Origin of the sequence: Streptomyces sp. x-19, from assembly GCF_046549115.1 — a bacterium.
GTDB lineage: Bacteria > Actinomycetota > Actinomycetes > Streptomycetales > Streptomycetaceae > Streptomyces > Streptomyces albulus_C.
On the sequence record NZ_JAJPWK010000035.1, the window covers coordinates 1 to 26,406 of the forward strand.

The window sequence follows — 26,406 nt, forward strand, 5'->3', positions numbered from 1 at the left end:
TCATAGTGTTTCGGTGGTTATAGCGTTAGGGAAACGCCCGGTTACATTTCGAACCCGGAAGCTAAGCCTTTCAGCGCCGATGGTACTGCAGGGGGGACCCTGTGGGAGAGTAGGACGCCGCCGAACTTTCATTGTGGGAAAGCCCCGCACCTTATGGTGCGGGGCTTTTCTGCGTTCTGGCTCGTTCGCGCGTCGTGAGGTACTCATCTGCAACGGCGTGAACCAATTGGTTCGGTTCGTTGACGCTGTCAGGGGGCATGGCCCCCACCAGGTGTCCGAGGCGCTCGCAGATCGGTTGGCCCGACTGGCGCTGGCCGGTCGGCTCCGGCTGACCGGCGAACCGGTCCGAGCCGCCGAGCAGTTCGTCGCCCTTCGATGCCGAGCGGGGTCAACAGCATTCCGGTCGTGTGGCGAAAGGTGGAAAGTGAACTGAGGGGTTCAGTCGTGGTGTTGTCGTCTGCGCATGATTGACGGGCCGTCGGTGACGGCCCGTCGGGTGGCTGTTTGGGGTTCGGGGTCAGGTCAGGTCGTCGACGTCCACGTTCCCAGCGACATCTCCGCGGTGATGCCGGGACCGAAGCCGGCCATCAGGCCGCGTTGTCCTTCCTGTGCCGACGCCTCGTCGAACAGGCGGGCCAGGGCGTCGAGCACCACCGCGCTGGCGATGTTGCCGTACTCGGTCAGTGTCGCCCGGCTGAACCGGAACGCTTCGTCGGGTACTCCGAGGAAGCGGCTCAGGTCGTCGAGGATGCGCGGACCTCCCGCGTGGACGATGTAGAAGTCCAAGTTCCCCGCGTCCCAGTGGTTTTCCTCCGCGAGGCTGCGGAGTGCTGGTGCGAGCGGTTCCATCGTGCCCGGAACCCGCTTGTCCAACTGGAAGTGGAACCCGGTGGATCGCACCGCGTACGAGATCCAGTCCTCGGTGTGGGGGATCAAGTACGAGGCGTTCCGCTCCAGATGGACGCCGGTACCGCCCGAGCCGCGCATCACGGCCGCCGCGACCGCGTCCCCGAACAGGCCGTTGGACAGCAGCGATCCGACTCCGATGTCCTCGGGCTGGTAGCACAGCGAGCAGAACTCGCAGGCGACGAGCAGGACGTTGGCTTCCGGGTACGCCCGGCAGAAGTCGTGCGCGCGGTTGATCGCGGCACCTCCCGCGGCGCAGCCGAGTTGGGCGATGGGGACCTGCCGGGTGTCCGACCGGAATCCCATGTGGTTGATGAGCCACGCGGTCAGTGCCGGCATCATGAACCCGGTGCACGACACGTAGACGATCAGGTCGATCTCGCGTGGTTCCACCTCTGCCTGGACGAGCGCCCTGCGCACCACGTCAGGGACGCGCGCCTTGGACTCCTCTTCGTAGATGGCACTTCGGGCTTCGAACCCCGGGTGCTCCAGCACCTTGTCGATCGGCTGGATCAGATGCCGTCGCACGACGCCCGTGTGCTCGATCAGCCTCAGCACGAGATTCAGCTGTGCGTGGTCGGCGTGCAGCTCTCGTGCCAGTTCGAGGGTGTCGTCCCTGGTGATGATGTATTCAGGGACCGCGATTGCCGGTTTGCACAAAACGGCCATCGATGCACTCCTTGCAGACTGTGGTCCGCCCAGAGCTGTTCTCGCTTTGCACTTCGCGTTGTTGTCACTTCCGTTGTCGGCCGGCGGAATCCTCAGCGATTACGCCGGCCTGATGACACAGACCCCTGGAAGGACGCGAGCGGGCCATCCGTCGAAGAATGAACTGTCCCCGTACAGCTGGGTCATTCCTAGACCGTACGCCAGCGGAGTGAGTTCCGCATGCCGCCGCCGGGGCCGCGGATTCACCGCGGCCCCGGCCCCTCACCACACCACTGGCAAGGCCAGCGGGTAGCGCCAGATCGCCGTCGTGTTCCAGCGGAGTTCCTCGGCCGGCTTGGCGAGCTTCAGGTCCGGGAACCGCTGCAACAGGGTGCTGAGCGCGACCTGGAGCTCCGTGAGGGCCAGCGGGGCGCCCAGGCAGTGGTGGGCACCCCAGCCGAAGGTCATGTGGCCGGTGGCCTCGCGGGACAGGTCCAGTTCGTCGGGGCGCTCGAACTTCTCGCTGTCCCGGTTTGCCGTCAGGTACGACACGTGCACGATGTCCCCGGCCCGGATCGTCACGCCGCTGAGCTCCACGTCCTCCAGCGCGACCCGCGGGATGCCGACCCCCTTGCGGAAGGGGATGAAGCGCAGCATCTCCTCCATCGCCTGCGGCAGGGCCTCGGGCCGTTCCCGCAGCATCGCCAGGTCCTTGGGCCGGGTCAGCAGCGTGTACGAGAGGTTGCCGATCTGGTAGGTCGTGGTGTCCTGGCCGGTGATGAGGAGCACCATGGCCATGACCGTGAGTTCCTTCGCGTCGAGGACCTCGTCCCCGACGCGGGCCGTGGCCAGCGCGCTGATCAGGTCGTCCCCGGGGTCCCGCCGGCGCCGCGCGGTGAGCTCCGTGAAGTACTCGCGCATGTCGGCCTTGGCGCGGATGGCGTTGTCCTTGTTGGCGAGACTGGTGTTCATCATCGTCCGGGCGTAGCCGCGCAACTGCGCGCGTTCGCCCTCGGGGATGTCCAGCACCTCGCAGATCGTCGTCAGCGGGAGCGGCGACGCGAGGTTCTCCATCAGGTCCCCCGGCGGCCCGTTCTCGACCATCCGGTCCAGCAACTCGTCCACGACGTGCTGCGTGCGGGAGCGCATGCGCTCCACCTGCTTGGGGGCGAACGCCTTGGCGACCAGGCTCCGCAGCCGGCTGCTCGCGGGCGGGTCCATGACGTTGATCGCCTCGTCCTGCACGATCGGCTCCGGCGTCATCCGCGGAAAGTCCCGTCCGACGATGGCGTGCCGGCTGAATCGCCGGTCCGTCGTCACGGTCCGCACGTCGTCGTACTTGGTGACCAGCCACGCCTCGCCCTCGCCGTAGGGCAGTCGAATGCGTGCGACCGGCTCTTCGGTCATGATCCGCCTGAGCGTCGGATCAAACTCCAACGCCTCGGCGTAATCGAAGGGACAGTTCCAGACGGTGGGGTCAGCTTCCTTTGCCATTCCGAACTCCCGGGGTGAGAAGGACGGGCGATTTCGTGCGAGGGGGAATTGCCGAGAACGATGAGCGCATTACCGCCCGCGTGCCGGGGCGGTGGGGGGAGGCACGCCTTTCTTCGCTTGCCTTCACTCATCGGTCACAAAGGTGCCATTTCATCCCGGATATCGTACGTAGCCGATTCGGGCGCCGCCTCGGCTGTGCGTCGGGGCTGCGCGCCTGTGCGCCGGCGTCGGCCCGGCTTTCGGACGCGGCCCCTTTCGGCGTTACCTGCCGTCACCCGTCGTTACCTGCTATTACTCAGTGCTTGCGCGGGGTGGCGGGGGGATATCGGACCGGGTTGGCGGTCGGGGAGGGTGTTGGGCCGAATGGGTGGGGAGGGGGAAGAGCACCAGATGGGTGGTGGGGTGTCTGCGGGTGCGGGTGCGGGTGCGGGTGCGGGTGCGGGTGCGGGTGCGGGTGCGGGTGCCGGGTTTCGGGGTTCGGGCCTCGGGCGTGGGGCGGCGCATTGTGGGGCTGGTTGCGGGCCGGCTATGAGGTCCCCGCGCCGGGGTGGGAGGGACCGGGTGCGGGATCCGGTGGGTGCCTGAGGTGTGGTCCGTGGGCTGTGCTCAGTCCGTCTGGTGTGCCGTTCGGGCCGCCTGCACGAAGGTCTCCAGCGCCTTCCAGAAGGGGCTGTACGCGGCGTCGAACTCCTCGCGGCAGTCCGTGCCCTCGGTCATACCGGTCCGTAGCGCTTCGTAGAAGGGGCCGGTGGCCTTCTGGAGGGCGAGCGCCGCAGCCGCGGCCGAGGGCGGGCCCTCCAGTTCCACGACCCGCGCGCAGCGACGGATCTTCGCGTACTCCGCGATCTCGCGGTCGTGCAGTGTGTCGAGCCTGGTGGTGCGGGTGCCCGAGGCCGGCCCTCGTAGCTCTGCGGAGATCTCCCAGTACAGTTCGCCGATCTGGTGGGCCTGCTCGATCAGGTCCAGGTAGGCGGTGCGCCGGCTCTCCCGCAGCTTCTCCGCGCGCTGCGACCGTGCGGCGGTCTCCGCCTGGATCTTGGCTGCCTGCGTACTGCCGCGACTGGTCACCCAGCTGGCCAGCACCGCCGTACCGCCCGTCAACGCCGCGATTGCCAGAGTCCACACCGTGCTGTCGCCCACGCGGCGCCACAATACCCATGGCGCGCGGTGCGGTTGGCCGGTTCCGCGGGTGCGGTGGCAACCCGTGCGTGGGCGGCTGCCGCATCGGGGCCTTTCCTCATTCCCCGTCGACTCGCGGTGCGTTTTCTTGACCGGCGGAGCATCGGCTGACGTGCCTCTCACTGAGAGCTAAAGTCGACATATGGCCACAGGGGACCTCCCCGATGAGCTGGCCGACGTACTGGCCGGAATCCAACGGCTGATCCGTCGGCGGCTCCGCCACGGCCTGCCCGCCCCGCGACTGCGGGGCGCCCAGGTCGAACTCCTGCGGCTGGTCGCCTCCCGGCCCGGCATCCGGGTCTCCGCCGCCGCGCAGGAGCTCTACCTCGCGGGCAACTCAGTCTCCACCCTCGTCAACCAGCTCAGCCGGGCCGGCTACCTGTGCCGGCAGACGGACCCTCTGGACCGGCGCTCGGCCCAGCTCTTCCCGACCCTGGCGGCCCGGTCACGGCTGCACGACTGGGAGGTCCGCCGCAGCGCCCTCGTCCGCGAGCAGGTCACGCGCCTCACCGAGGCCGACCGGACCGCACTGGAGGCCGCCCTTCCGGCGTTGCGCCGGCTCGCCCACAACCTGCACCAGCAGACGGAGGGACCATGACCAGCGAAGACCCAGGCCGGTCGGCTCCACGGACCGCCCCCGGAGCGGCCGCGGACACCGAGCAGCCTCCCGCGCCGGACCGGGACCCGGGCGCCGACGCCCTCACCTGCCACGCCCTCCGCTACGCCTTCGGCGAGACCCATGCCGTCGCCGGGGTGGACCTGGCCGTCCGCCCCGGCGAAGTCTTCGGTCTGCTCGGTCCCAACGGCGCGGGCAAGACCACCGCCATCCGCTGCATCACCACCCTCCTGCCCGTTCCCGTGGGCATGGTCCGGGTCTTCGGACACGATGCGGCGCGGGAGCGGATGGCCGTGCGCCGCCTCCTCGGCTACGTGCCGCAGCAACTGTCCGCCGACTCCGGACTGACCGGTCGGGAGAACGTCGCGCTGTTCGCCCGGGTCTTCGACGTGCCGCGCCGCGAGCGCGCGGCCCGCGTCACCCAGGCGCTGGCCGCCGTGAACCTCACCGACGCCGCCGACCGGCTCGCCAAGACCTACTCCGGCGGCATGATCCGACGCCTGGAACTCGCCCAGGCACTGGTCAGCGCACCCCGCCTGCTGATGCTCGACGAACCGACGATCGGCCTCGACCCGATCGCCCGCACCAGTGTCTGGGAGCGCATCAACGAGGTCCGCGCCGCCACCGGCATGACCGTGCTGGTCACCACCCACTACATGGACGAGGCCGAGCAGTACTGCGACCGCGTCGCCCTGATGCACCAAGGCCGGATCCGTGCCCTGGGAACGCCCGCCGAACTCCGTGCGGACCTGCGTGCCCGGCGTGCCCGCGCGGGGGGCAGGCCGGTCGCACCGGCCGCTCCGTTCACGTCTCTTTCCCCCACCCCCGCCCCCACCCCCGCCCCCGCCCCCTCTCCTTTCCCTTCTCGCTCGTTCTCGTCCTCGTCCGCCGCGGAGCCGACGCTGGAGGACGTCTTCCGGGACGTCGCCGGCACCGGCCTCGACGAGCAGTCAGGAGGCTTCCGCGATGTCCGGAGCACCCGTCGCACCGCAGCACGAGTCGGTTGAGACCGGCGCCGCCGCCCGCCACTTGGATCTCCTGCTGGTCCCGCCGCGCGCCCGCGCCGGATGGCGGGTGCTGCCCGCCAGGGTTGCCGCGATGTGCGTGGTGGAGTTGCAGAAGCTCCGCCACGACCGCACCGAGCTTTACACCCGCGCCGTCCAACCCGCCCTCTGGCTCGTGGTCTTCGGCGAGACCTTCACCCGTATCAAGGCCATCCCCACCGGTGGCACCCCCTACATCGACTATCTGGCGCCCGGCATCATCGCCCAGTCCGCCATGTTCATCGCGATCTTCTACGGCATCATGATCATCTGGGAACGGGATGCCGGGATCCTCACCAAACTGCTGGTCACCCCCACACCACGGTCCGCCCTGATCGCGGGCAAGGCGTTCGCCGCCGGAGTCAAGGCACTGCTCCAGGCCGTCGTGGTGATCGTGATCGCAGCGCTTCTCGGCGTGGCCATGACCTGGAACCCGCTGCGTCTGCTGGGTGTGGCCGTCGCGGTGGTGCTCGGCTCCGCCTTCTTCTCCTGTCTGTCGATTTCGATCGCCGGCATCGTGCTGACCCGCGATCGCCTCATGGGCATCGGCCAGGCCATCACCATGCCGCTCTTCTTCGCCTCCAACGCCCTCTACCCCGTGGCCGTCATGCCCGGTTGGCTCCAGGCCGTCAGCAGGATCAACCCCCTCAGCTATCAGGTCGACGCCCTCCGTGGACTGCTGCTGGGCACCACTTCCCATCTGGCTCTCGACTTCGCCGTCCTTGCCGGCGCGGCGGTCGCCGGTATCGCCGTGGCCTCTTCGCTGCTCGGGCGGTTGGCTCGCTGACCCTGCGGTGGCCACATCCCATGGGGCGACCTGCACGCCTCCCGCTCGACAGGGGTGGCCGCGCCGGGCCCCACTCTCGACTGCAACGTTTCGTGTTCATGGAGCTACCGTACGAGGCTTCGCCGGTGCTGCGTTCGGCCTGTGGAAAACCCTGCTCGGGTCGACGAGGGCGATGTCGTTCGGGCGCCTGGTGTCGGGTGGGGGTGCTCGGTGCGCCGGCGTATGAGGGGGAGGGGGACGAAGTGGCGCTGTCTGGGGGCGGGTCGGTGGGTGGCACTCGCATGCGTGTCCCTCGCGCCGTCATCGCCCCTGCCTCTGCCTCTCCTCCTCTCCGCCGCCGCTGCCGCCGTCAGTGGTGTGTGGTCGCAACGCACTTGGGTCCCGGGCCGGGGTGCCGGCGGCTCGCCGTTCGTACGCCGGGCGGGATTGCGTCGCTTGGGGCGGCATTTCCTGCGCGGCGTCGTTCCCGTGACGAACCCCACGTCCGGGGTTGCGGTGGGGTGGGCGCGCGGGTGGCCTTCGCCAGTGGCTCTCGGGTCGTCAGCACTGACTGCCGTGCCCAAAGGTGAGTGCACGTCAGGCACTTGTGGACCGTCCGGTGGGAGAGGTGCCCGGCTGTCGTCACAAGAGAGGATGAGCAGGCATACAGAAACTCGACCCGGCAGATCTGTTCAGGTGTCAGCACTGGTCAGGGCTATGAGGCAGGATGGGACGGGCTGCGCCGCCGCGTGTGTCGCGGTCGGCGACCTTTGTAGGTTTATCTCTAGAATCGTGCGATGCACATACCGCAGAAAGTCAGCGCTCCTCTGGGTGAGGTGATTCGGTGAACGGCCCCGATGCCACCGACGAGCAGTGGGAAGGGCTCGCCGAAGTCGTACCGCTACGCGGCGGCAACGAATGGCCCTCCTGGCCCGACCACCGGGCCCTCCCGGACGACGAACCGACGGAGGAGACACGGCGGTTCATCGTCATCCGCGTCCAGACCTTCGCGGACGCGAGGGAAGTGGCCGAGTACCTCATGGCGCAGTTGCCGGTCCTTTTGGACCTCAGTAGCGCGGACACCGACGTCGCCAAGCGCATCCTGGACTTCGCCAGCGGAGTCGTCTTCGGGCTGGGAAGCGGCATGCACCGGGTGGACACCAACGTGTTCCTCCTGGCGCCGGTCGGTACCGAGGTCGCCGAGCCGGCGGCGGGCGGCGTCCCCCATTCGTAGGAAGAGCAGTTGGGCGTAACGGTTCTCCGGGCGGTCGACTGCATAGCGTCCCCGCATGGATACCGACAGTGCGCGTCCGGCGGTCATCGAATTACGACTGTCCGCCTTCAAGACGCATCGTGGCGTCACCCTGCCGCTCGGCCCGTTGACGTTGCTCAGCGGCGACAGCGGCAGCGGCAAGTCCAGTGTGCTGCAGGCCTACGAGATCCTCGCCCGGCTCGGCAGCGGCGACCCGTTGGAACGTGCCGTGGGGGTGGTGGCGGGCGGGGCCTCCGCCTGTGTGCCGGCCGATGCCCGCCCCGATGACCAGGGGCGGCGCGGCTTCCGCATCGGCTGCACGGTAGACGGCTCGGTGGGCCCGGTCCACCTCGACCTCGCCGTTCAGGCCGAACCCGAACTCCGCATCGTGGGGGAGCGGTTGACCGGCTGCGGCACGACGCTGCTGACCACCGCCCTCACCGATCCGACCCGCTCCGCCGTCCAGGCGGCCTGGCACACGGCCGGCGCGACGCCGGTGACCCGTGCCCCGCTCCCCGACGACCGGCTGGCCACCTCTCTCCTCCCGCTGCGGGTCGCGGGCAAGACGGAGGGCCAGCGCCTCGTCCTGGCCGCCGCGGAACAGGTCGTGGTGGCGCTGCGTTCGGCTTTCGTGTGCGATCCGCGGCCGGAGGCGATGCGGGGGCAGACGGCTGGGGACGCCGTGCAAGGCGGTCCTGCCGTGGCGGGCGCGTCCGGCGGGGGAGGCGCGGGCCGCGGTACGGGGGCGCGAGGCGGGGGCCGGGGCGGCCGCCCCGGCCGGGCCGGGAAAGGTGGTGGCACCGGAGGTCCCGGCGGGTCGGCGGCGCTGCCGCGCGGCCGCAAGGGCGTCCGCAGCGGCAGTGAGGCCAGCGGTTGGGGCCACGACGAAGAGCGGGACGAGGGGCGGCTGCGATCGTCCTGCGACAACCTCGCGGCCGTGTTGGAGCGCACCAGCCGCGAATGCTCCCGACGGCACGCCATTCTCGTCGCAGCCGTACGGGACGCCTGCGCCGGGCCCGTCGACGGGCTGCGGGCGGTGTCTCGGCAGCCGGCTGCCGAGACGGCCCCGGACGCCACGGCCTCCCGCGGAGGCAACGACGCTGCGGTGACGGGTGGACAGGCGCTGCCGGACCTACGGGGCGTCCGGACGGTCCTCGACCGCGGTGACCTGGGAGAGATGCCCGTCGAGCAGCTCGGCGACGGAGAGCTGCGGTTCCTCGGGTTGGCGCTGGTGCTCCTCACCGGTCCTGGGGTGTTGGCGATGGATCCGGCCGGGGAGATTCCGTCGGCGCTGCAGCAGATGACGGTGATGGCGGACGGCATGGACCGCTGCATGGACCGGCGTCAGGCCCGGGAGCTGGTGTCGCTGGCCGTGCGGATGGCCGAGCGCGGACACGTCCGGCTGCTGGGCACGGTGCGGGACCCGGCGGTCGCCGAGGGGCTGCCCGGCGTGCAGGTGCTACACCTAGGGGCATGAGTGAGGACCTTCATGCCCTGCAGCGACGCCTGGCCGACTTCGCGGCCGCCCGGGATTGGCAGCAGTACCACACCCCCAAGAACCTGGCCGCGGCGCTCAGCGTGGAGGCCGCGGAACTGGTCGAGATCTTCCAGTGGTTGACGCCGGAGGAGTCGGCCAAGATCATGGCCGCCCCGAAGGCGGCCGGCCGGGTGGAGGACGAGGTCGCGGACGTCCTGGCGTACCTGCTCCAGTTCTGCCAGGCGCTGGGCATCGACCCGCTGACCGCGCTTGCAGCGAAGATCGAACGGAACGAGTCGCGCTTCCCGGCGGTTCGGCAGGCGCCGCCGGACCGGCCGCGGGGCGGCGAGTGACCGTCGGGCGGACGGACCGCGGGCTTCGCGGGACGGCCTGAGGCCGGAGGGGTAGTGGCGGGGCCGCTACCCCTCCGGCTTTTCCACGCCGGTTGCGGGCCGGCTCGCGCCGTGGACGATGCTCCGGCCCGTACGCCGGTGCCGTGGCGCCGTCCGGGCAGCCGTTCCCGCCGCCGGACGATGATGCGCGCCGCGAGGGACGTGTCTCGCACGAAACCTTGGGGCGGTGGGGGCAGGTGTGCTGAAAGAGCGTTGAGCGGTGCGTGTGGTCCCCGTCATGCTGGGGGGTTGGAGGCATCAGAGTGGCGTGCGGGGGAGTCTCGACGGTCGGAAGCGCCGCTGAGACCGCCTCAAATCCGCCTCTCGTCACTCTATGGAGTCACGGATCTTTCCACAGCGCCTTGGTTGTCCACAGATTTGCGAATTCCTCTGGCCTTTTTGGCTGTTGGGCCTCACTCTGGGTAGTGGAAGGAGGGCGGGGCGATGCGCATGACGAAGGAAGGAGGGACACGGATGGACGCGGTGCGGATCATCGCGGCCAGTCGGCGCGGGCTGGCTCAGGCGAACACGGTGCATGACGTGGTCGTCGAGGCGTGGCAGGCGCAAGCCTTGGCGGAGGCGATAGGCAGCCATCTCGCGATATTCGGTCCGTACGAAGTGCGGTCCAGAGCCCGAGGGTTGGGCGACGCGGGCGGGCGGTTCAGCGGGGGACTGCTGTGCTCGGCAACGACCAACGGCGGACTGCGGGCGACCCAGTTGACCGAGATACGCGACGTCAAGGCGGCTTTAATCGGCCTGTGCCAACTGCTGCGAGAGGTGTGCGAGGCGCTGGTCGGGGTGGTGATCTCGGCGGAGGAGGAGGGGATGTACTGGACCTGCGTCGAAGCCATGGACACCGCCGACGAATCGAGGGACCACGTCGCCGGAATACTGGAGAAGCTGGAGGTACGCGACCGGCACCTTGCCTGACAGCGGGCGGGCCGTCCCTCGACCTGCCCTCTGCCGCCACGGTCGGCCAGGCTGGCAACCCAGCCGACTGAGCACCTCTACCGGCACGCCTGGGGCAAGGCACGTCTTCCACGCCCTGGCTGCCCACGGCGCCGGCCTTTCGCACTCACGCCGGCCTTTCGCGCTCGCGGGCTGTGGCGTCTGCGAGCGAGACCCGTTTCCTTCGCTTCCGGTTCCTGCCGGCGTTTCGCCCCTTCCTCTTCCGTGGTCTCCTTCCGGCCTCCGGCCTCTGTTCCGGCCTCCGGCCTCCTGTCGCGCTCTCGCCTTCCCTTCCCTCCTCCCTCTCTCCCTTCCCCTGCCCTGCTTTCCTCCTCCGTTTTCCCGTCCTGCCTGTTTCCGTCTGGGGGTGGTCTTCCTCTCGTCGTTCTGGCTTCCGGCTTCTGCTGCCTGAGCTCTTGGCCTCTTTGGGGCTGCAGGGGCTTCAGGGGGGCTCGGTGGTCGTCCGGCTCGCGTGGCTGGTGCGGTGACCACGTGCGTTCGTCGGGTTCAGGGGCAAGGGCTGCTGCGTGGCAAACACGACATGCGTGGCGCTGGTCCCTCCCGATCTGACGTATCGCAAGGTGTGGCACGCAAGGTGACGCGCGCAAGGTGATGCATCGTCAGCTATTGCATGCCGATCCGGTGGAGACCGAGGCGATGTCCGGGGAGGAGTGAGCGACGTGTTTCGCAGGCCCTGAGTGCTCCACCGGGAAGGGGAAAGGAGCTTGCCCGGCCGGATGGCTTTCTCAAGCACCATGCACACCCCTCGTCACACGCACCCCTCGTCACACGCACCCCTCGTCACACGCACCCCTCGTTACACACGCCCCTCGCGACGCATGCCGCTCGTCCACGTAAACCGCCCCGGCCCGTCGTCCGCCCACTCGCCCGCCGCGCAGCAGGATGGACTTGCTTGGCATGGTGAGGGGCTCGGGTGATTGTCCGGTGGGCGCCGTGCAGGATGGAGGTATGGACCTACGCATCTTCACCGAGCCCCAGCAGGGGGCTTCCTACGACACTCTTCTGACGGTCGCCAAGGCCACCGAGGACCTCGGGTTCGACGCCTTCTTCCGTTCCGACCACTACCTCCGGATGGGGAACTCCGACGGGCTGCCCGGGCCGACGGACGCGTGGATCACGCTGGCCGGCCTGGCCCGCGAGACCAAGCGGATCCGGCTCGGCACGTTGATGACGGCCGGCACCTTCCGGCTGCCGGGCGTGCTGGCCATCCAGGTCGCGCAGGTCGACCAGATGTCCGGTGGGCGGGTCGAACTCGGTCTGGGCGCCGGGTGGTTCGAAGAGGAGCACAAGGCGTACGGCATCCCGTTCCCGAAGGAGAAGTTCGCGCGGCTGGAGGAGCAGCTCGCGATCGTCACCGGTCTGTGGGGCACGGAAGCGGGTGCGGAGTTCTCCTACGAAGGGCGCCATTACCAGCTGGAGAAGTCGCCCGCGCTGCCCAAGCCCGCGCAGGCCAAGGTGCCGGTGCTGATCGGGGGCCACGGTGCGACCCGCACGCCGCGGCTGGCGGCGCAGTACGCGGACGAGTTCAACATGCCCTTCGCCTCGCTGGAGGACAGCGAGCGACAGTTCGGGCGGGTGCGGGCGGCCGCCGAGGCCGCCGGGCGCAGGGGCGACGACCTGGTGTACTCCAACGCCCTGGTCGTCTGCGTCGGCAAGGACGACGCAGAGGTGGCGCGGCGGGCCGCGGCCATCGGGCGCGAGGTGCACGAACTCAAGGCCAACGGACTGGCCGGCTCGCCCGCGGAGGTCGTGGACAAGCTCGGCCGGTACGCCGCCATCGGCTCGTCCCGGGCCTACCTGCAGATCCTGGACCTGGCGGACCTGGACCACCTGGAACTGATCTCCGCGCAGGTCCAGTCGCAGCTGGGCTGAGACCGGGGGCGGCGTGCGCGGGGGCGGGGCGGGCGGCCAACGGTCGCGTCCTCGGGCACGCGCCCGGTCCGTCCCCGCCCGGGGCGAGCACGTCACGGGCGGGGACGTCGCGGGTGGGACGGCGCGGGTGGGACGGCGCGATCCGGGGTGCGGCGGGTCGCGGAGGCCCGGAGCGTGAGACTGCCCGCTGCCCGCTGCCCGCTGCCCGCTCCCGCCGCCTGCTGCCCGCTGCCTGGCCGCGGCGCGCGGAAAATGGGTGGGGGTGAGGCACCGTCCACACCGATACTCATCGTGTGTTTCTGACCATCACCACCACGGGTACCACCGACCGTCCCGCGACCGACCTCGGGTTCTTGTTGCACAAGCATCCCGACAAGGCGCAACAGTTCTCGACCTCGTACGGCACCGCGCACGTCCTCTACCCGGAGGCGCACGCGGAACGGTGCACGGCCGCACTGCTGTTGGAGGTCGATCCCGTGGCCCTGGTCCGCCGGGGGAGCGGGAAGGGCCGTGGCGGGGCCCCGGACGCGGCGCTGGCGCGGTACGTGAACGACCGGCCCTACGCGGCGTCGTCGCTGTTGGCGGTCGCGTTGCGGAGCGTCTTCGCCAGCGCGATGAAGGGACAGTGCGCGGCCCGCCCGGAGCTGGTCGGGCGACCGCTGCCGTTGCGCATCGAGGTGCCGGTGCTGCCCGCCCGCGGCGGTGGCGCGCTGGTGGAGAAGCTGTTCCGGCCGTTGGGCTGGTCGGTGCGGGCCGAGCCGCTGCCGTTGGACGACACCTTCCCCGAGTGGGGCGACTCGCGCTATGTGCGGCTGGTCCTGGAGGGCGCGTGCGACCTGGCCGCCGCGCTGCGGCACCTGTATGTGCTGCTGCCGGTCCTGGACGACGCCAAGCACTACTGGGTGGCACCCGACGAGGTCGACAAGTTGCTGCGGGCCGGCGAGGGATGGCTGGAGGGCCATCCGGAGCAGCGGCTGATCGTCGGCCGGTATCTGGCCCGCCGCGGGGCGTTGGCCCGTGAGGCGATGGCGCGGCTGGAGCTGGAGCGGCTGGCCCAGACCGACGACACGGCGGTCGAGGAGATCGACAACGCGGTGGACGAGGCGGCCGACACCGAGGAGCGGCCCGTGCCGCTCGCCGTGCGGCGGCGGGACGCGATCCTCGGCGTGCTGCGCTCGACCGGCGCGGCCCGGGTCCTCGATCTGGGGTGTGGACAGGGGCAGTTGACCGGTGCGCTCCTCAAGGAGGCGCAGTTCACCGAGGTCGTCGGGATGGACGTCTCGATGCGGGCGCTCCAGGAGGCCCGGCGCCGGCTCCACCTGGAGCGGATGCCCGAGCGGCAGGCGCAGCGCGTGCGGCTGCTCCAGGGCTCGCTGGCGTATGTCGACCGGCGGCTCAAGGGCTTCGACGCGGCGGTGCTCAGCGAGGTCGTGGAGCACGTGGACCCGGAGCGGTTGTCGGCGCTGGAGTACGCGGTGTTCGGCGCCGCCCGGCCCCGGACGGTTGTCGTGACCACGCCCAACGTCGAGTACAACGTGCGCTGGGAGTCATTGCCCGCAGGGCGGGTGCGGCACCCGGACCACCGGTTCGAGTGGACGCGGGAGGAGTTCCGGCGCTGGGCGGAGGACGTCGGCGCGCGGCACGGCTACGCGGTGACGTTCGGCCCGGTGGGGCCGGAGGACCCGGAGGTCGGGGCACCCACCCAACTGGCGTGCTTCAGCCGCGAGGACGGATCCGCCCGTGGGGGCGGCAAGCACGGAACGAAGGACGCAAGAGGTAGCAGGGGAATGAGCGGGGCAGAGCGCGTCGAGGGCGCGGCGGAGGCGAGCCGCGCCGGTGGCGGGCCGGTCGGTGGGAAGGAGGCGGCGGCATGACGGACGGGAACCGCACGTCAGGGCCGCAGCCGGGCGCCGAGATGCCGGCCGCGGGGGCGGAGTCCGGTGCGCCGGGCCCGGTGCCGGGCCCGGTGCTGGGGCCGGCACCGCGGGCGCTCGGCGTGCCCGACATGTCGCTGGTGGTGCTGATCGGCGCGACCGGCTCCGGCAAGTCGACCTTCGCCGCCCGGCACTTCAAGCCCACCGAGGTGATCTCGTCGGACTTCTGCCGGGGGCTGGTCAGCGACGACGACAACGATCAGTCCGCCAGCGGTGACGCGTTCGAGGTGCTGCACTTCATCGTCGGCAAGCGGCTCGCGGCCGGCCGGTTGACGGTGGTGGACGCCACCAACGTGCAGGCCGAGTCGCGCGCCCAGTTGGTGCGGCTGGCCCGCGAGCACGACGTGCTGCCGGTCGCGATCGTGTTGGACGTGCCCGAACACGTCTGCGCGGAGCGGAACGCGGCGCGCGCCGACCGGGCCGGGCTGCCGCGCCGCGTCATCCAGCGCCACCAGCGCGAACTGCGCCGTTCGGTGGGCAAGTTGGAGCGCGAGGGGTTCCGGACGGTGCACGTCCTGCGCGGCGCGCGGGAGGTCGAGGACGTCGAGGTCGTCCGGGAGCGGCGGTTCAACGACCTGCGACACCTGACGGGGCCGTTCGACGTCGTCGGTGACGTCCACGGGTGCCGCGCGGAGCTGGAGACCCTGCTCGACCGGCTCGGCTACGCGCTCGCCAGGGACGCCGAGGGGCGGGCCGTGGACGCGGTGCACCCCGAGGGCCGCACGGCGGTCTTCGTCGGCGACCTCGTCGACCGGGGGCCGGACAGCCCGGGCGTGCTGCGCCTGGTGATGGGCATGGTGGCGTCCGGCCACGCCCTGTGCGTGTCCGGGAACCACGAGAACAAGCTCGGCCGGCACCTCGACGGCCGCACGGTGCAGCACACCCACGGCCTGGCCGAAACCGTCGAGCAGTTGGCGAAGGAGGACGAGGCGTTCCGCGCCGGGGTCGCGACGTTCATCAAGGGGCTGGTCAGTCACTACGTCCTCGACGGCGGCGCACTGGTGGTGTGCCACGCCGGACTGCCGGAGAAGTACCACGGCCGCACGTCGGGCCGGGTGCGTTCCTTCGCGCTGTACGGCGACACCACGGGCGAGACCGACGAGTTCGGGCTGCCCGTGCGCTACCCGTGGGCGGAGGAGTACCGCGGTCGCGCCGCCGTCGTCTACGGGCACACGCCCACCCCGCGCGCCGGCTGGCTCAACAACACCCTCTGCCTGGACACCGGCTGCACCTTCGGCGGGAAACTGACCGCGTTGCGCTGGCCGGAGCGCGAACTGGTCGACGTGCCGGCCGAGCGGGTCTGGTACGAGCCCACCAAGCCGCTGGCGGCCGAGGCGCCGGGCGGGGCGGACGGCCGCCCGCTGGACCTCGGGGACGTCGCCGGTCGGCGGACGGTCGAGACCCGCCACATGGGCCGTCTCGCCGTCAGGGAGGAGAACGCCGCGGCGGCACTGGAGGTGATGAGCCGCTTCGCGCTGGATCCGCGGCTGCTGCCGTACCTCCCGCCGACCATGGCGCCCTGCGCGACCGCCCAGCCGTCCGACGAGGCGGACGCCCGGGGCGAGGGCTTCTTGGAGCACCCGCGGGAGGCGTTCGCCGAGTACCGCGCGGCGGGCGTGCGCGAGGTGGTGTGCGAGGAGAAGCACATGGGGTCGCGGGCGGTGGTGCTGGTCTGCCGCTCCGCGGCGGTGGCCCGCGAGCGGTTCGGTGTGTCGGGCGCCTCGGAAGGGGTGTCGGGCGCCGTCTACACCCGCACCGGCCGACCGTTCTTCGACGACCGCGCGCGGACGGAGCGGCTGCTCGGCCGGGTCCGGGACTGCGTGGAACGGGCCGGACTGTGGGCGGAGCTGGACACTTCGTGGCTGCTCCTGGACGCCGAGTTGATGCCCTGGTCCCTCAAGGCGACGGGGCTGCTGCGGACGCAGTACGCGGCGGTCGGCGCGGCCGCCGGGGCGGTGTTCCCGGAGGCGCTCGGCGCGTTGGAGGCGGCGGCCGCCCGCGGGGTCGACGTGGCGTCGCTGCTCGACCGCCAGCGCGGGCGGGCCGCCGACGCCGCGGCGTTCACCGACGCCTACCGGCGGTACTGCTGGCGGGTCGGGGAGGCGGCGCCGGGCGCGGGCGCTGCCGGGTCCGGCGGGCTGGCCGGCATCCGGCTCGCCCCGTTCCACCTGCTCGCCGTGGAGGGCCGCAGCCTGGCGGCCGTACCGCACACCGAGCAACTGGCCCTGATCGACCGGCTGTTGGCGGCCGAACGGGCCCTGTTGGACGAGGCCGGCGACGCCGCACCGGAGGCCGGGGGGCCCGCCGCCGACCGCACGGGACTGCTCGCGCCGACCCGGCGGTTGGTCGTCGACACGGAGGACGAGGAGTCGGTCGCGGCCGGCGTCGCGTGGTGGCTGGACCTGACCGCCGGCGGCGGTGAGGGCATGGTGGTCAAGCCGGTCGGCGCGCTGGTCCGGCAGCCGGACGGGCGGCTCGTGCAGCCGGGCGTCAAGTGCCGCGGGCGGGAGTACCTGCGGATCGTCTACGGCCCGGAGTACACCCGCCCGGAGAACCTGCGGCGCCTGCGCGCCCGGCACTTGGGGCACAAGCGCTCGCTGGCCCTGCGCGAGTACGCACTGGGCCTGGAGGCGCTCGACCGGCTGGCGGACGGGGAACCGCTCTGGCGGGTCCACGAAGCGGTCTTCGCGGTGCTCGCGCTGGAGTCGGAGCCGGTCGACCCGCGGCTGTGACAGGCCACGCCCCGGGCGGCGCTCGGGTGGTTCGGACCACCCGAGCGCCGCCCGCCGCGTCCGCCGGCAGTCGACCGCGGGCCCGCCCGTCGCCCGGGTGAAGTGGCGGCGGAGGCCGGTGGCCGTCCGGCCGGGACGCGGGCCCGCCCCGGCCGTCCCCCCGCCGCCGTCACCCGACGCCCCCCGACATGGCGCGACTCCCGACGTCGTGCGCCCGGAGCGGACAAGATGGGGAGATGGGATTCCATGTCGACTCAGAGGCCGGCCGGCTGCGCCGGGTGATCCTGCACCGCCCCGATCTGGAACTGAAGCGGCTCACCCCGTCCAACAAGGACACCCTGCTCTTCGACGACGTGCTGTGGGTGCGCCGGGCCCGGGCCGAGCACGACGGGTTCGCCGACGTGCTCCGCGACCGGGGCGTCGAGGTCCACCTCTTCGGGGACCTGCTGGCCGAGAGCCTGCAGATCCCCGAAGCGCGGACGCTGGTCCTGGACCGGGTCTTCGACGAGAAGGAGTACGGGCCGCTGGCGACCGACCACCTGCGGGCGGCGTTCGAACAACTGCCGGTGCCCGAACTCGTCGAGGCGCTGGTCGGCGGGATGACCAAGCGCGAGTTCCTGGAACGCCACCCCGAACCCACCTCGGTCCGCTTTCACGTGATGGACCTCGACGACTTCCTGTTGGGGCCGCTGCCCAACCACCTCTTCACCCGCGACACCTCCGCCTGGATCTACGACGGGGTGTCGATCAACTCGATGCGCTGGCCCGCCCGGCAGCGCGAGACCGTGCACTACGAGGCCATCTACCACCACCACCCGCTCTTCCGCGACGCGCCGTTCCACGTCTGGTCCGAGGGCCAGGCGGACTACCCCTCGACGATCGAGGGCGGCGACGTCCTGGTGTTGGGCAACGGCGCGGTGCTGATCGGCATGAGCGAGCGGACCACTCCGCAGGCGGTGGAACTCCTGGCGCGCGGGCTGTTCGCCGCGGGTTCCGCCCAGACGATCGTGGCGCTGGACATGCCCAAGCGGCGGGCGTTCATGCACCTGGACACGGTCATGACGATGGTCGACGGGGACACCTTCACCCAGTACGCCGGGTTGGGCATGCTCCGCTCGTACACCATCGAACCGGGGGCGGGCGCCCAGGACCTCAAGGTCACCGACCATCCGCCGGAGCACATGCACCGCGCCATAGCGGCCTCCCTGGGGCTGGCCGACATCCGGGTGCTCACCGCGACCCAGGACGTCCACGCGGCCGAGCGCGAGCAGTGGGACGACGGCTGCAACGTCCTGGCGGTGGAGCCGGGCGTGGTGGTCGCCTACGAGCGCAACGTCACCACCAACACCTTCCTGCGCAAGCGCGGCATCGAGGTGATCACGATCCCCGGCAGCGAACTGGGCCGGGGCCGCGGCGGCCCGCGCTGCATGAGCTGTCCGGTGACGCGGGACCCCGTGCCGGGCCTGGGCTGACCGGGACGCAGGACTCAGGACCCAGGACGCGGGACGCGGGACGCGGGTGTGGGGGGCGCGGGTGTGGGGGCGCGGGGTGTGCGGGCCGGTCGGCCCGCATCGGCGGGGGATGACGCGGGCCCCGTGCCACGGTGGGGGCGGGCCCCGGTGCGCCTCCCGTGCGCCGGGGCGTACGGGATTGGCGCGCGCTCCCGGGGGCAGCATCGTATAGAGATACGGATGCTCGTATAGACTTCCAGGGTCCGCACGGGAACGAGCCCGCCGCGGGGCCGATCCGCCCACCGGGCCCGCACCCGGTTGCGGTCCGGAACCGGTCCGACCCTCCCACCCCGACCGCCGCGAACCAGGAGCCCCCCATGGCGATAGACCTCACGGGCCGCCACTTCCTCAAGGAGCTGGACTACAGCGCCGAGGAATTCCACCGACTGATCGACCTGGCCGCCGAGCTGAAGGCGGCCAAGCGCGCCGGTGCCGAGGTCCGCCGCCTGAACGGCCGCAACATCGCCCTGATCTTCGAGAAGACCTCCACCCGGACCCGCTGCTCCTTCGAGGTCGCCGCCGCCGACCAGGGCGCGACCACCACCTACCTCGACCCGTCCGGCTCGCAGATGGGGCACAAGGAGTCGGTCAAGGACACCGCCCGGGTCCTCGGCCGGATGTTCGACGCCATCGAGTTCCGCGGCAGCCGCCACGCCGACGTCGAGGAGCTCGCCGCGCACGCCGGGGTGCCCGTCTACAACGGGCTCACCGACGACTGGCACCCGACCCAGATGCTCGCCGACGTCCTGACCATGATCGAGCACGGCGGCGGCCGGCCCCTGACGGAGACCGCCTTCGCCTACCTCGGCGACGCCCGCAACAACATGGGCAACTCCTACCTCGTCACCGGCGCCCTCCTCGGCATGGACGTGCGGATCGTGGCCCCCCGGAAGCTGTGGCCCGAGGAGACCGTCATCGCCCGGGCGCGCGCGCTCGCGGAGACCAGCGGGGCCCGGATCACCCTCACCGAAGAGGTCGCCGAGGGCGTGCGGGGCGCCGATTTCGTCGCCACCGACGTCTGGGTCTCCATGGGCGAGCCCAAGGAGGTCTGGGACGAGCGGATCGCCCTGCTCACCCCGTACGCGGTCACGATGGACGTGCTGCGCGCCACCGGCAAGCCCGGCGTGAAGTTCCTGCACTGCCTGCCCGCCTACCACGACCTCGGCACCGAGATCGGCCGGGAGATCCACGCCCGCCACGGCCTGGACTCGCTGGAGGTCACCGACGAGGTCTTCGAGTCCGCGCACTCGGTGGTCTTCGACGAGGCGGAGAACCGCATGCACACCATCAAGGCCGTGCTGGTGGCGACGCTGGCCCTCTGAGGCCGGCGGCGACCGCCGCCGGCGGTGCACCGGGCGGCGCAGCGCCGTGCGCCCACCTGCACGATCTTGCGGCGGAGATGGGTACCATCGAGCCGCTCACGGGGTCCGGACCCACCGGTCCGGGCCCCGCTGCGTGCCCGGCCCACCCGCGCCGCGCGCCTCGCACCACCAGAGGGAGAACCACCCCATGCCCCGCCCAGGCGCGTCGGGACTGCGCATCAAGTCCCCCGACCTGCTCATCGCCGAATCCGGCGCGGACCTCGACGGCCACGGGCTGCGGCGCAGCATGGGCCTGTTCCAGCTCGTCTGCTTCGGCATCGGCGCCGTCGTCGGCACGGGCATCTTCGTCGGGCTCTCCGACACCGTCGCCCAGGCCGGCCCCGCGGTCGTCGTCTCCTTCGTCCTGGCGGCCGTCACCTGCGTCTTCACCGCCTTCTCCTTCGCCGAACTGGGCGGCGCGATCCCGGTCTCCGGCAGCTCCTACTCCTACGCCTACGCCACCCTCGGCGAGCGCACCGCCTTCCTCGTCGGCTGGTGCCTGCTGCTCGAATACGGCATCTCGGTCTCGGCGGTCGCCGTCGGCTGGGGCCAGTACCTCAACCAACTGCTGGGGAGCCTCACCGGCTGGCAGCTGCCCGCCGCGCTCGCCAACCCGCCCGGCGACGGCGGCGTCGTCAACCTCCCCGCCGTGGTCGTGGTGCTGCTGGCCGCGCTGCTGCTGGTCCGCGGGGTCCGGGAGAGCGCCCGCGCCACCGCCGCGATGGCGGTCCTCAAGCTGGCGGTCCTGGTGCTGTTCTGCGTGATCGGCTTCGGCGCGTTCCGCAGCGGCAACCTCTCCCCGTTCGCCCCGGAGGGCCTCGCCGGGATCACCTCCGGTGCCTCCGTCGCGTTCTTCTCGTACATCGGCTTCGACTCGATCACCACCGCCGGCGAGGAGGTGCGCAACCCGCGCCGCAACGTCCCCCTCGCGATCATGATCTGCATCGGGGTGGTCACCGTGCTGTACTGCCTGGTTGCCCTGGCCGCCATCGGGGCGCTCTCCTCCGGGGAGGTCGCCGGCCGGCCCGCGGCGCTGTCGCTGATCGTCGACCGGGTCACGCACTCCGACATCGGCGGCGCGGTGATCGCCTTCGGCGCGGTCGTCGCCATCGCCTCCGTGGTCCTCGCCGTGATGTACGGCCAGACCCGCATCCTGATGTCGATGGCCCGCGACGGCCTGGTCCCGCGGGTCTTCGCCCGGGTCTCGCCGCGCACCGCCACGCCCGTCGCCAACACCTGGATCGTCGCCCTGGTCTTCGCGGTCCCGGCCGCCGTCGTCCCGTTGGACATGGTGATGAACCTGAGCAGCGTCGGCACGCTGGCCGTGATGGCGGTGGTCAACGTCAGCGTCCTGGTCCTGCGCCGCACCCGGCCCGACCTGCCGCGCCGCTTCCGGGTCCCGCTCTCGCCGCTCAGCCCCCTGCTCGGCGTCGCCTTCTGCGGCTACCTCGTCTACGGCACCGGCCCGGCCACCTGGCTCCAGTTCGCCGGGTTCCTCGCCGTCGGCGCGGTGCTCTACTCGCTCTACGGGCGGCGCCGTTCCCGCCTCGCGGCCGGCGTCGACGGCGCGGCAGGCGGCCCGGCCTCGCGTCCCGACGCCGATCCGGACGAGGCCGCGCACGACGGGGCCGTCCCTGCCGCCACGACGGCCGCGGCCCCCGCGACGCAGGAAGCCTGAACCACACCGCACCGCACCGCACCGCGCTACACCGCACTGCACTGCACCGCCGCGTGGCGCAGTGCCGCCGGCCCTGTCGCCCCCTTCAGGCCGTGCCGGACGCGCCCCCGCCGCCCCGTTCCGGGTATCGCGCCCTCCTGACGACGGTCACGAACCAGTGATAGCTTCGAGGGGCATTTCGCGCGTCCCGCACCGCCACCGCATCCGCGGCCACCGCACGCACCAGCCATCCGGCTGAAGGGGGCAGGCAGACCGATGAGCCCGTTCGCAGGATCCGCCCGCAGCACCGGCGCATGGCGCCACATCAGGGTCACCACCCAGGACGGCGTCGCCACCGTCACCCTCGCCCGTCCCGAGAAGCTCAACGCCCTCACCTTCGCGGCCTACGCCGACCTCCGCGACCTGCTCGCCGAACTCTCCCGGGAGCGCTCGGTGCGCGCGCTGGTGCTGGCCGGCGAGGGCCGCGGCTTCTGCTCCGGCGGCGACGTCGAGGAGATCATCGGCGTCACCCTCGGCATGGACACCGCCCAACTCCTGGACTTCAACCGGATGACCGGGCAGGTCGTCCGCGCCATCCGGGAATGCCCCTTCCCGGTCATCGCGGCGGTGCACGGCGTGGCCGCCGGCGCAGGCGCGGTGCTCGCCCTGGCCGCCGACTTCCGCGTCGCCGACCCCTCCGCCCGCTTCGCGTTCCTCTTCACCCGCGTCGGCCTCTCCGGCGGCGACATGGGCGCCGCCTACCTGCTGCCGCGGGTCATCGGCCTCGGCCACGCCACCCGGGTCCTGATGCTCGGCGACCCGGTCCGCGCCCCCGAGGCCGAACGCCTCGGCCTGATCAGCGAACTCGCCGAGGAGGGCCGCGCCGACGAACGGGCCGCCGCCCTGGCCCGCCGGCTCGCCGAGGGCCCCGCGCTGGCCCACGCCCAGACCAAGGCCCTGCTCACCGCCGAACTCGACATGCCGCTGGCCGCCGCCGTCGAACTGGACGCCGCCACCCAGGCCCTGCTGATGAACAGCGCCGACTACGCCGAGTTCCACGCCGCGTTCACCGAGAAGCGGCCGCCCAAGTGGCAGGGGAAGTGACCGCCCCCGCGGGCCCGGACCACCGCCCGCTGAAGGTCGCCGTCCTCGGCGGCGGCCCCGGCGGGCTCTACGCCGCTGCCCTGCTCAAACGCCTCGACCCGGGCCGGGAGGTCACCGTCTGGGAGCGCAACGCCCCCGACGACACCTTTGGCTTCGGCGTCGTCCTCTCCGACGAGACCCTCGGCGGCATCGAGCACGCCGACCCGGACGTCTACCGCGCGCTCCAAGCGGAGTTCGTGCGCTGGGACGACATCGACATCGTGCACCGCGGCCGCACCCTCACCTCCGGCGGGCACGGCTTCGCCGCCCTCGGCCGCCGCCGACTGCTGGCCGTCCTGCACGACCGCTGCCGAGCCCTGGGCGTACGGCTGGTCTTCCGCACCGAGGCCCCGCCGGCCGCCCGCCTCGCCCGCGACCACGACCTGGTGATCGCCGCCGACGGCGTGCAGAGCGCCACCCGCACCGCACACGCCGACGTCTTCCGACCCCAGCTGACCACCCACCGCTGCCGCTACATCTGGCTCTCCGCCGACTTCGCCCTGGACGCCTTCCGCTTCGAGATCGCCGACACCGGCCGGGGCGTCGCCCAGCTCCATGCCTACCCGTACGCCCGCCCGTCGCCGACGCCTCCCCGGGCTTCGTCCGGGGCCCCGCGGCCCCCTCACCCGACCGCCGACCGCGCCGGTGTACCGGACGGCGGCGCCAGCACGGTCATCGTCGAGATGCGCGAAGAGGTCTGGCGCGCCAACGGCCTCGACGCCCAGGACGAGTCCGCGGCGGCCGCCTGGTGCGCCGCGCTCTTCGCCGACACCCTCGGCGGCCGTCCGCTGCGCACCAACAACTCCCACTGGATCGCGTTCCGCACGGTCGTCAACGAACGCTGGTCGCACGGCCGCATCGTGCTGCTCGGCGACGCCGCGCACACCGCCCACTTCTCCATCGGCTCCGGTACCAAGCTCGCCGTCGAGGACGCCCTCGCCCTCGCCGCCTGCCTACGGGAACAGCCCGCCCTGCCGGACGCCCTCGCCGCCTACGAGGCCGAACGCCGCCCGGTCGTCGCCTCCACCCAACGCGCCGCCCGCGCCAGCCTCGCCTGGTTCGAGGACCTCGCCACCTACACCGACCAGCCGCCGCACCAGTTCGCCTTCAACCTGCTCACCCGCAGCCGCCGGGTCACCCACGACAACCTGCGGCTGCGCGACGCGGGGTTCACCGACGCGGTGGCCGCGGCGGCGGGCGTCCCCACCGGGACCCCACCGATGTTCACCCCCTTCCGGCTGCGCGGCCTGACCCTGCGCAACCGGGTCGTGGTCTCCCCGATGGACATGTACACGGCCGACGGCGACGGCACCCCCGGCGACTTCCACCTCGTCCACCTCGGCGCCCGCGCACTGGGCGGCGCCGGCCTGGTGATGACGGAGATGGTGTGCGTCAGCCCCGAAGGCCGCATCACCCCGGCCTGCACCGGCCTGTACGCGCCGCAGCACGAGCGGGCCTGGCGGCGCGTCACCGACTTCGTCCACGCCCAGGCCCCCGGCACCGCCGTCGGCGTGCAGCTCGGCCACTCCGGCCGCAAGGGATCGACCCGCCGGATGTGGGAGGGCATCGACCAACCGCTCCCGGACGGCAACTGGCCGCTCGTGGCCCCCTCCGCACTGCCCTACCGGCCCGGCGTCAACCAGATCCCACACGCCCTGACCACCACCGAACTCGGCGTCGTGCGGCAGCAGTTCGCCCGCTCCGCCGCAGCCGCCGCCCGCGCCGGCTTCGACCTCCTCGAACTCCACTGCGCGCACGGCTACCTCCTGTCCGGCTTCCTCTCGCCCCTGACCAACCGGCGCACCGACGCCTACGGCGGCTCCCTCGCCGGCCGTCTCCGCTTCCCCCTCGAAGTCTTCGACGCGGTACGGGAAGAATGGCCGGCGGACCGCCCCATGACCGTCCGGATCTCCGCCACCGACTGGGCGGACGGCGGCACCACCCCCGACGACGCGGTGGCCATCGCGGCCGCCTTCGCCGAGCACGGCGCCGACGCCCTCGACGTCTCCACCGGCCAGGTCGTGCCCGACGAGCGTCCCGACTTCGGCCGCTCCTACCAGACCCCGTACGCCGACCGCATCCGCAACACCCTCGGCGTGCCCGTGATCGCGGTCGGCGCCATCTCCTCCTGGGACGACGTCAACTCCCTGATCCTGGCCGGCCGCACCGACCTGTGCGCCCTGGCCCGCCCCCACCTCTACGACCCGCACTGGACCCTGCACGCCGCCGCCGAACAGGGCTACAGCGGTCCGGGTGCCCCCTGGCCGCTGCCCTACCAGGCCGGGAGCCGCACCCCGCCCACCGGCCGCACCGACGCGCCGAAGCCCCGCCTCACGCTGCACTGACGGGGAGGCCGGTCGCAGCGCGGGGCGGGGCCGATCCGGGGCGCGGACCGGGCGCGCCGTCAACAGGGGTCGGGCAACGCCTGCGCCAGCGGCAGGCCGGTGACCCGGGCGTCGACCACCGGCTGGCCGTGCTGCTCGACCCGCACCGCCACCTCCCGGCGGCCGTCGGCGCCCGCCCCGGCGGCCCGGGCCCCCACCCAACACGGCGCGTCCAACTCGGCGTACCGCGCGAAGGAGCAGTCCAGCGCGACCGGCAGCGACCAGTGGGGCGCCACGGCGCGGGCGGCCTGCCGCGCCGCCTCGACCATCAGCATGCCCGGGACGTGGTCCACGGGATGGTCGAACAGCACCGGGTGCGCGGTGTCCACCCGCAACTGCCAGCGTTCGGCGGGCTCGGCGGACTCGGCCCGGGCGCCGGGGCCGGTGCGGCCGGCGGGGGAGAGCACCACGTCGGCGGCCCGGTCCCGGCCCACCACCGGCGGCGCGACCGGTTCCGACGGCGGCAGCCGGCGGGCGTTGGCGAGCAGCAGGTCGCCGTACTCGCCGCGCAGCCGGCGGTAGACGGCCGGGCTGTGGCAGGTGTAGGTCAGGGACGCCCGGGCCAGCTCGGCGCCGTCGCGCACGATGTGGAACTCCTGGCGGACGCCGGCCAACTGCTTGCGGCGGCGGACCACGTCGTGGTCGGTGACGTGCAGCGCGACGTCGGCCGGCGTGTGGGTGGCGCGCAGCGCCTGCGGGCGCAGGACGTAGCTGACCTTCTGCCAGATGATCGGGTGGTCCAGCGGCACGCCGTGCGCGACGTGGCTCAGTAATATCCCCGCCTGTCGCACCGTCTCGATCAGCAGCAGCGGATCGTGCAGCCCGCCCGCCGACCCGTAGAAGCTGTGCGCGCGGGGCCACTGGGCCGTCACCAGCCAGCCGCCGGGCCCGTCCTGCCGCCAGTTGGTCAGGAACACCTCGGAGACCGCAGCCCGGTGCACGTACTCCCGCGGTACCGTCGTGGTCAGCGTCCGCGGTCGGTTTCCGTCCGCCCACCACCCCGGGACGTCGTCGGATCGCTCACGCGCGGACGGGCTGAGGATGGCGCTGGCCATGAAGGTCCTTTCAGA

At 72.0% G+C, this 26,406-nt stretch carries 19 protein-coding genes and 1 rRNA gene; 16 read left to right on the forward strand and 4 right to left on the reverse strand.

Features of this window, described 5'->3' with window-relative positions; all coding sequences use genetic code 11:
• Window positions 1-9 precede the first annotated feature (9 nt).
• Window positions 10-126: ribosomal RNA gene (rrf, locus tag ACLJT4_RS38735) — 5S ribosomal RNA — on the forward strand.
• A gap of 396 nt (window positions 127-522) precedes the next feature.
• Here rrf and ACLJT4_RS38740 read toward each other — a convergent pair.
• From ACLJT4_RS38740 to ACLJT4_RS38750, 3 genes are all read right to left on the reverse strand, one after another.
• Window positions 523-1,575 carry a type III polyketide synthase gene (locus ACLJT4_RS38740; protein ID WP_411129754.1) on the reverse strand — a complete coding sequence of 351 codons (1,053 nt, stop codon included), beginning with the start codon at window positions 1,573-1,575 and terminating at the stop codon, window positions 523-525.
• A 261-nt stretch (window positions 1,576-1,836) separates the two neighbouring features.
• Window positions 1,837-3,048 (reverse strand): cytochrome P450, encoded by a 1,212-nt coding sequence (locus tag ACLJT4_RS38745; protein ID WP_411129755.1) that lies wholly within the window; start codon window positions 3,046-3,048, stop codon window positions 1,837-1,839.
• A gap of 606 nt (window positions 3,049-3,654) precedes the next feature.
• Window positions 3,655-4,188: a hypothetical protein gene (locus ACLJT4_RS38750; protein ID WP_275462567.1), complete on the reverse strand. Its 534-nt coding sequence runs from the start codon at window positions 4,186-4,188 to the stop codon at window positions 3,655-3,657.
• 181 nt (window positions 4,189-4,369) lie between these two features.
• On the opposite strand from ACLJT4_RS38750, the gene ACLJT4_RS38755 reads away from it, so the two are divergent.
• The 15 genes from ACLJT4_RS38755 (at window position 4,370) to ACLJT4_RS38825 (ending at window position 25,297) form a co-directional block, all read left to right on the forward strand.
• A complete protein-coding gene (locus tag ACLJT4_RS38755; protein ID WP_016571895.1) occupies window positions 4,370-4,825 on the forward strand; it encodes a MarR family winged helix-turn-helix transcriptional regulator in 456 nt (151 codons plus the stop codon).
• On the forward strand, window positions 4,822-5,850 hold the full coding sequence (locus ACLJT4_RS38760; protein WP_411129756.1) for an ABC transporter ATP-binding protein: 1,029 nt from the start codon (window positions 4,822-4,824) through the stop codon (window positions 5,848-5,850). Before ACLJT4_RS38755 ends, ACLJT4_RS38760 begins: the two co-directional genes overlap by 4 nt.
• Window positions 5,810-6,673 (forward strand): ABC transporter permease, encoded by an 864-nt coding sequence (locus ACLJT4_RS38765; RefSeq protein ID WP_275462564.1) that lies wholly within the window; start codon window positions 5,810-5,812, stop codon window positions 6,671-6,673. Before ACLJT4_RS38760 ends, ACLJT4_RS38765 begins: the two co-directional genes overlap by 41 nt.
• An 823-nt stretch (window positions 6,674-7,496) precedes the next feature.
• Window positions 7,497-7,886 carry a cell division protein SepF gene (locus ACLJT4_RS38770; protein ID WP_351478861.1) on the forward strand — a complete coding sequence of 130 codons (390 nt, stop codon included), beginning with the start codon at window positions 7,497-7,499 and terminating at the stop codon, window positions 7,884-7,886.
• A 55-nt stretch (window positions 7,887-7,941) separates the two neighbouring features.
• Window positions 7,942-9,381 carry a biotin transporter BioY gene (locus ACLJT4_RS38775; protein WP_411129757.1) on the forward strand — a complete coding sequence of 480 codons (1,440 nt, stop codon included), beginning with the start codon at window positions 7,942-7,944 and terminating at the stop codon, window positions 9,379-9,381.
• Window positions 9,378-9,734, forward strand: coding sequence for a nucleotide pyrophosphohydrolase (locus ACLJT4_RS38780; RefSeq protein WP_411129758.1), 357 nt, complete (start codon window positions 9,378-9,380; stop codon window positions 9,732-9,734). Before ACLJT4_RS38775 ends, ACLJT4_RS38780 begins: the two co-directional genes overlap by 4 nt.
• 513 nt (window positions 9,735-10,247) lie before the next feature.
• A complete protein-coding gene (locus tag ACLJT4_RS38785; protein WP_016577478.1) occupies window positions 10,248-10,703 on the forward strand; it encodes a DUF6099 family protein in 456 nt (151 codons plus the stop codon).
• Window positions 10,704-11,690: 987 nt separating this feature from the next.
• A complete protein-coding gene (locus ACLJT4_RS38790) occupies window positions 11,691-12,614 on the forward strand; it encodes an LLM class F420-dependent oxidoreductase (protein ID WP_044379793.1) in 924 nt (307 codons plus the stop codon).
• 293 nt (window positions 12,615-12,907) lie between these two features.
• Window positions 12,908-14,488, forward strand: coding sequence for a 3' terminal RNA ribose 2'-O-methyltransferase Hen1 (locus tag ACLJT4_RS38795; RefSeq protein ID WP_411129759.1), 1,581 nt, complete (start codon window positions 12,908-12,910; stop codon window positions 14,486-14,488).
• A 131-nt stretch (window positions 14,489-14,619) separates the two neighbouring features.
• Window positions 14,620-17,280: a polynucleotide kinase-phosphatase gene (locus ACLJT4_RS38800; RefSeq protein ID WP_411129780.1), complete on the forward strand. Its 2,661-nt coding sequence runs from the start codon at window positions 14,620-14,622 to the stop codon at window positions 17,278-17,280.
• Window positions 17,281-17,516: 236 nt separating this feature from the next.
• Entirely contained in the window at window positions 17,517-18,752 is a 1,236-nt protein-coding gene (locus ACLJT4_RS38805) for an arginine deiminase (RefSeq protein WP_016574774.1), read from the forward strand.
• A 356-nt stretch (window positions 18,753-19,108) separates the two neighbouring features.
• Window positions 19,109-20,113 carry an ornithine carbamoyltransferase gene (gene argF, locus ACLJT4_RS38810; RefSeq protein ID WP_411129760.1) on the forward strand — a complete coding sequence of 335 codons (1,005 nt, stop codon included), beginning with the start codon at window positions 19,109-19,111 and terminating at the stop codon, window positions 20,111-20,113.
• 187 nt (window positions 20,114-20,300) lie between these two features.
• Window positions 20,301-21,830: an amino acid permease gene (locus tag ACLJT4_RS38815; RefSeq protein ID WP_411129761.1), complete on the forward strand. Its 1,530-nt coding sequence runs from the start codon at window positions 20,301-20,303 to the stop codon at window positions 21,828-21,830.
• 255 nt (window positions 21,831-22,085) lie between these two features.
• Window positions 22,086-22,913 carry an enoyl-CoA hydratase family protein gene (locus ACLJT4_RS38820; protein ID WP_411129762.1) on the forward strand — a complete coding sequence of 276 codons (828 nt, stop codon included), beginning with the start codon at window positions 22,086-22,088 and terminating at the stop codon, window positions 22,911-22,913.
• A complete protein-coding gene (locus ACLJT4_RS38825; RefSeq protein ID WP_411129763.1) occupies window positions 22,898-25,297 on the forward strand; it encodes an FAD-dependent monooxygenase in 2,400 nt (799 codons plus the stop codon). The genes ACLJT4_RS38820 and ACLJT4_RS38825 overlap by 16 nt, the downstream gene beginning before the upstream one ends.
• Before the next feature lie 59 nt (window positions 25,298-25,356).
• Here ACLJT4_RS38825 and ACLJT4_RS38830 read toward each other — a convergent pair whose 3' ends face one another.
• Window positions 25,357-26,391 carry a ScbA/BarX family gamma-butyrolactone biosynthesis protein gene (locus tag ACLJT4_RS38830; protein ID WP_411129764.1) on the reverse strand — a complete coding sequence of 345 codons (1,035 nt, stop codon included), beginning with the start codon at window positions 26,389-26,391 and terminating at the stop codon, window positions 25,357-25,359.
• Window positions 26,392-26,406: the final 15 nt, after the last annotated feature.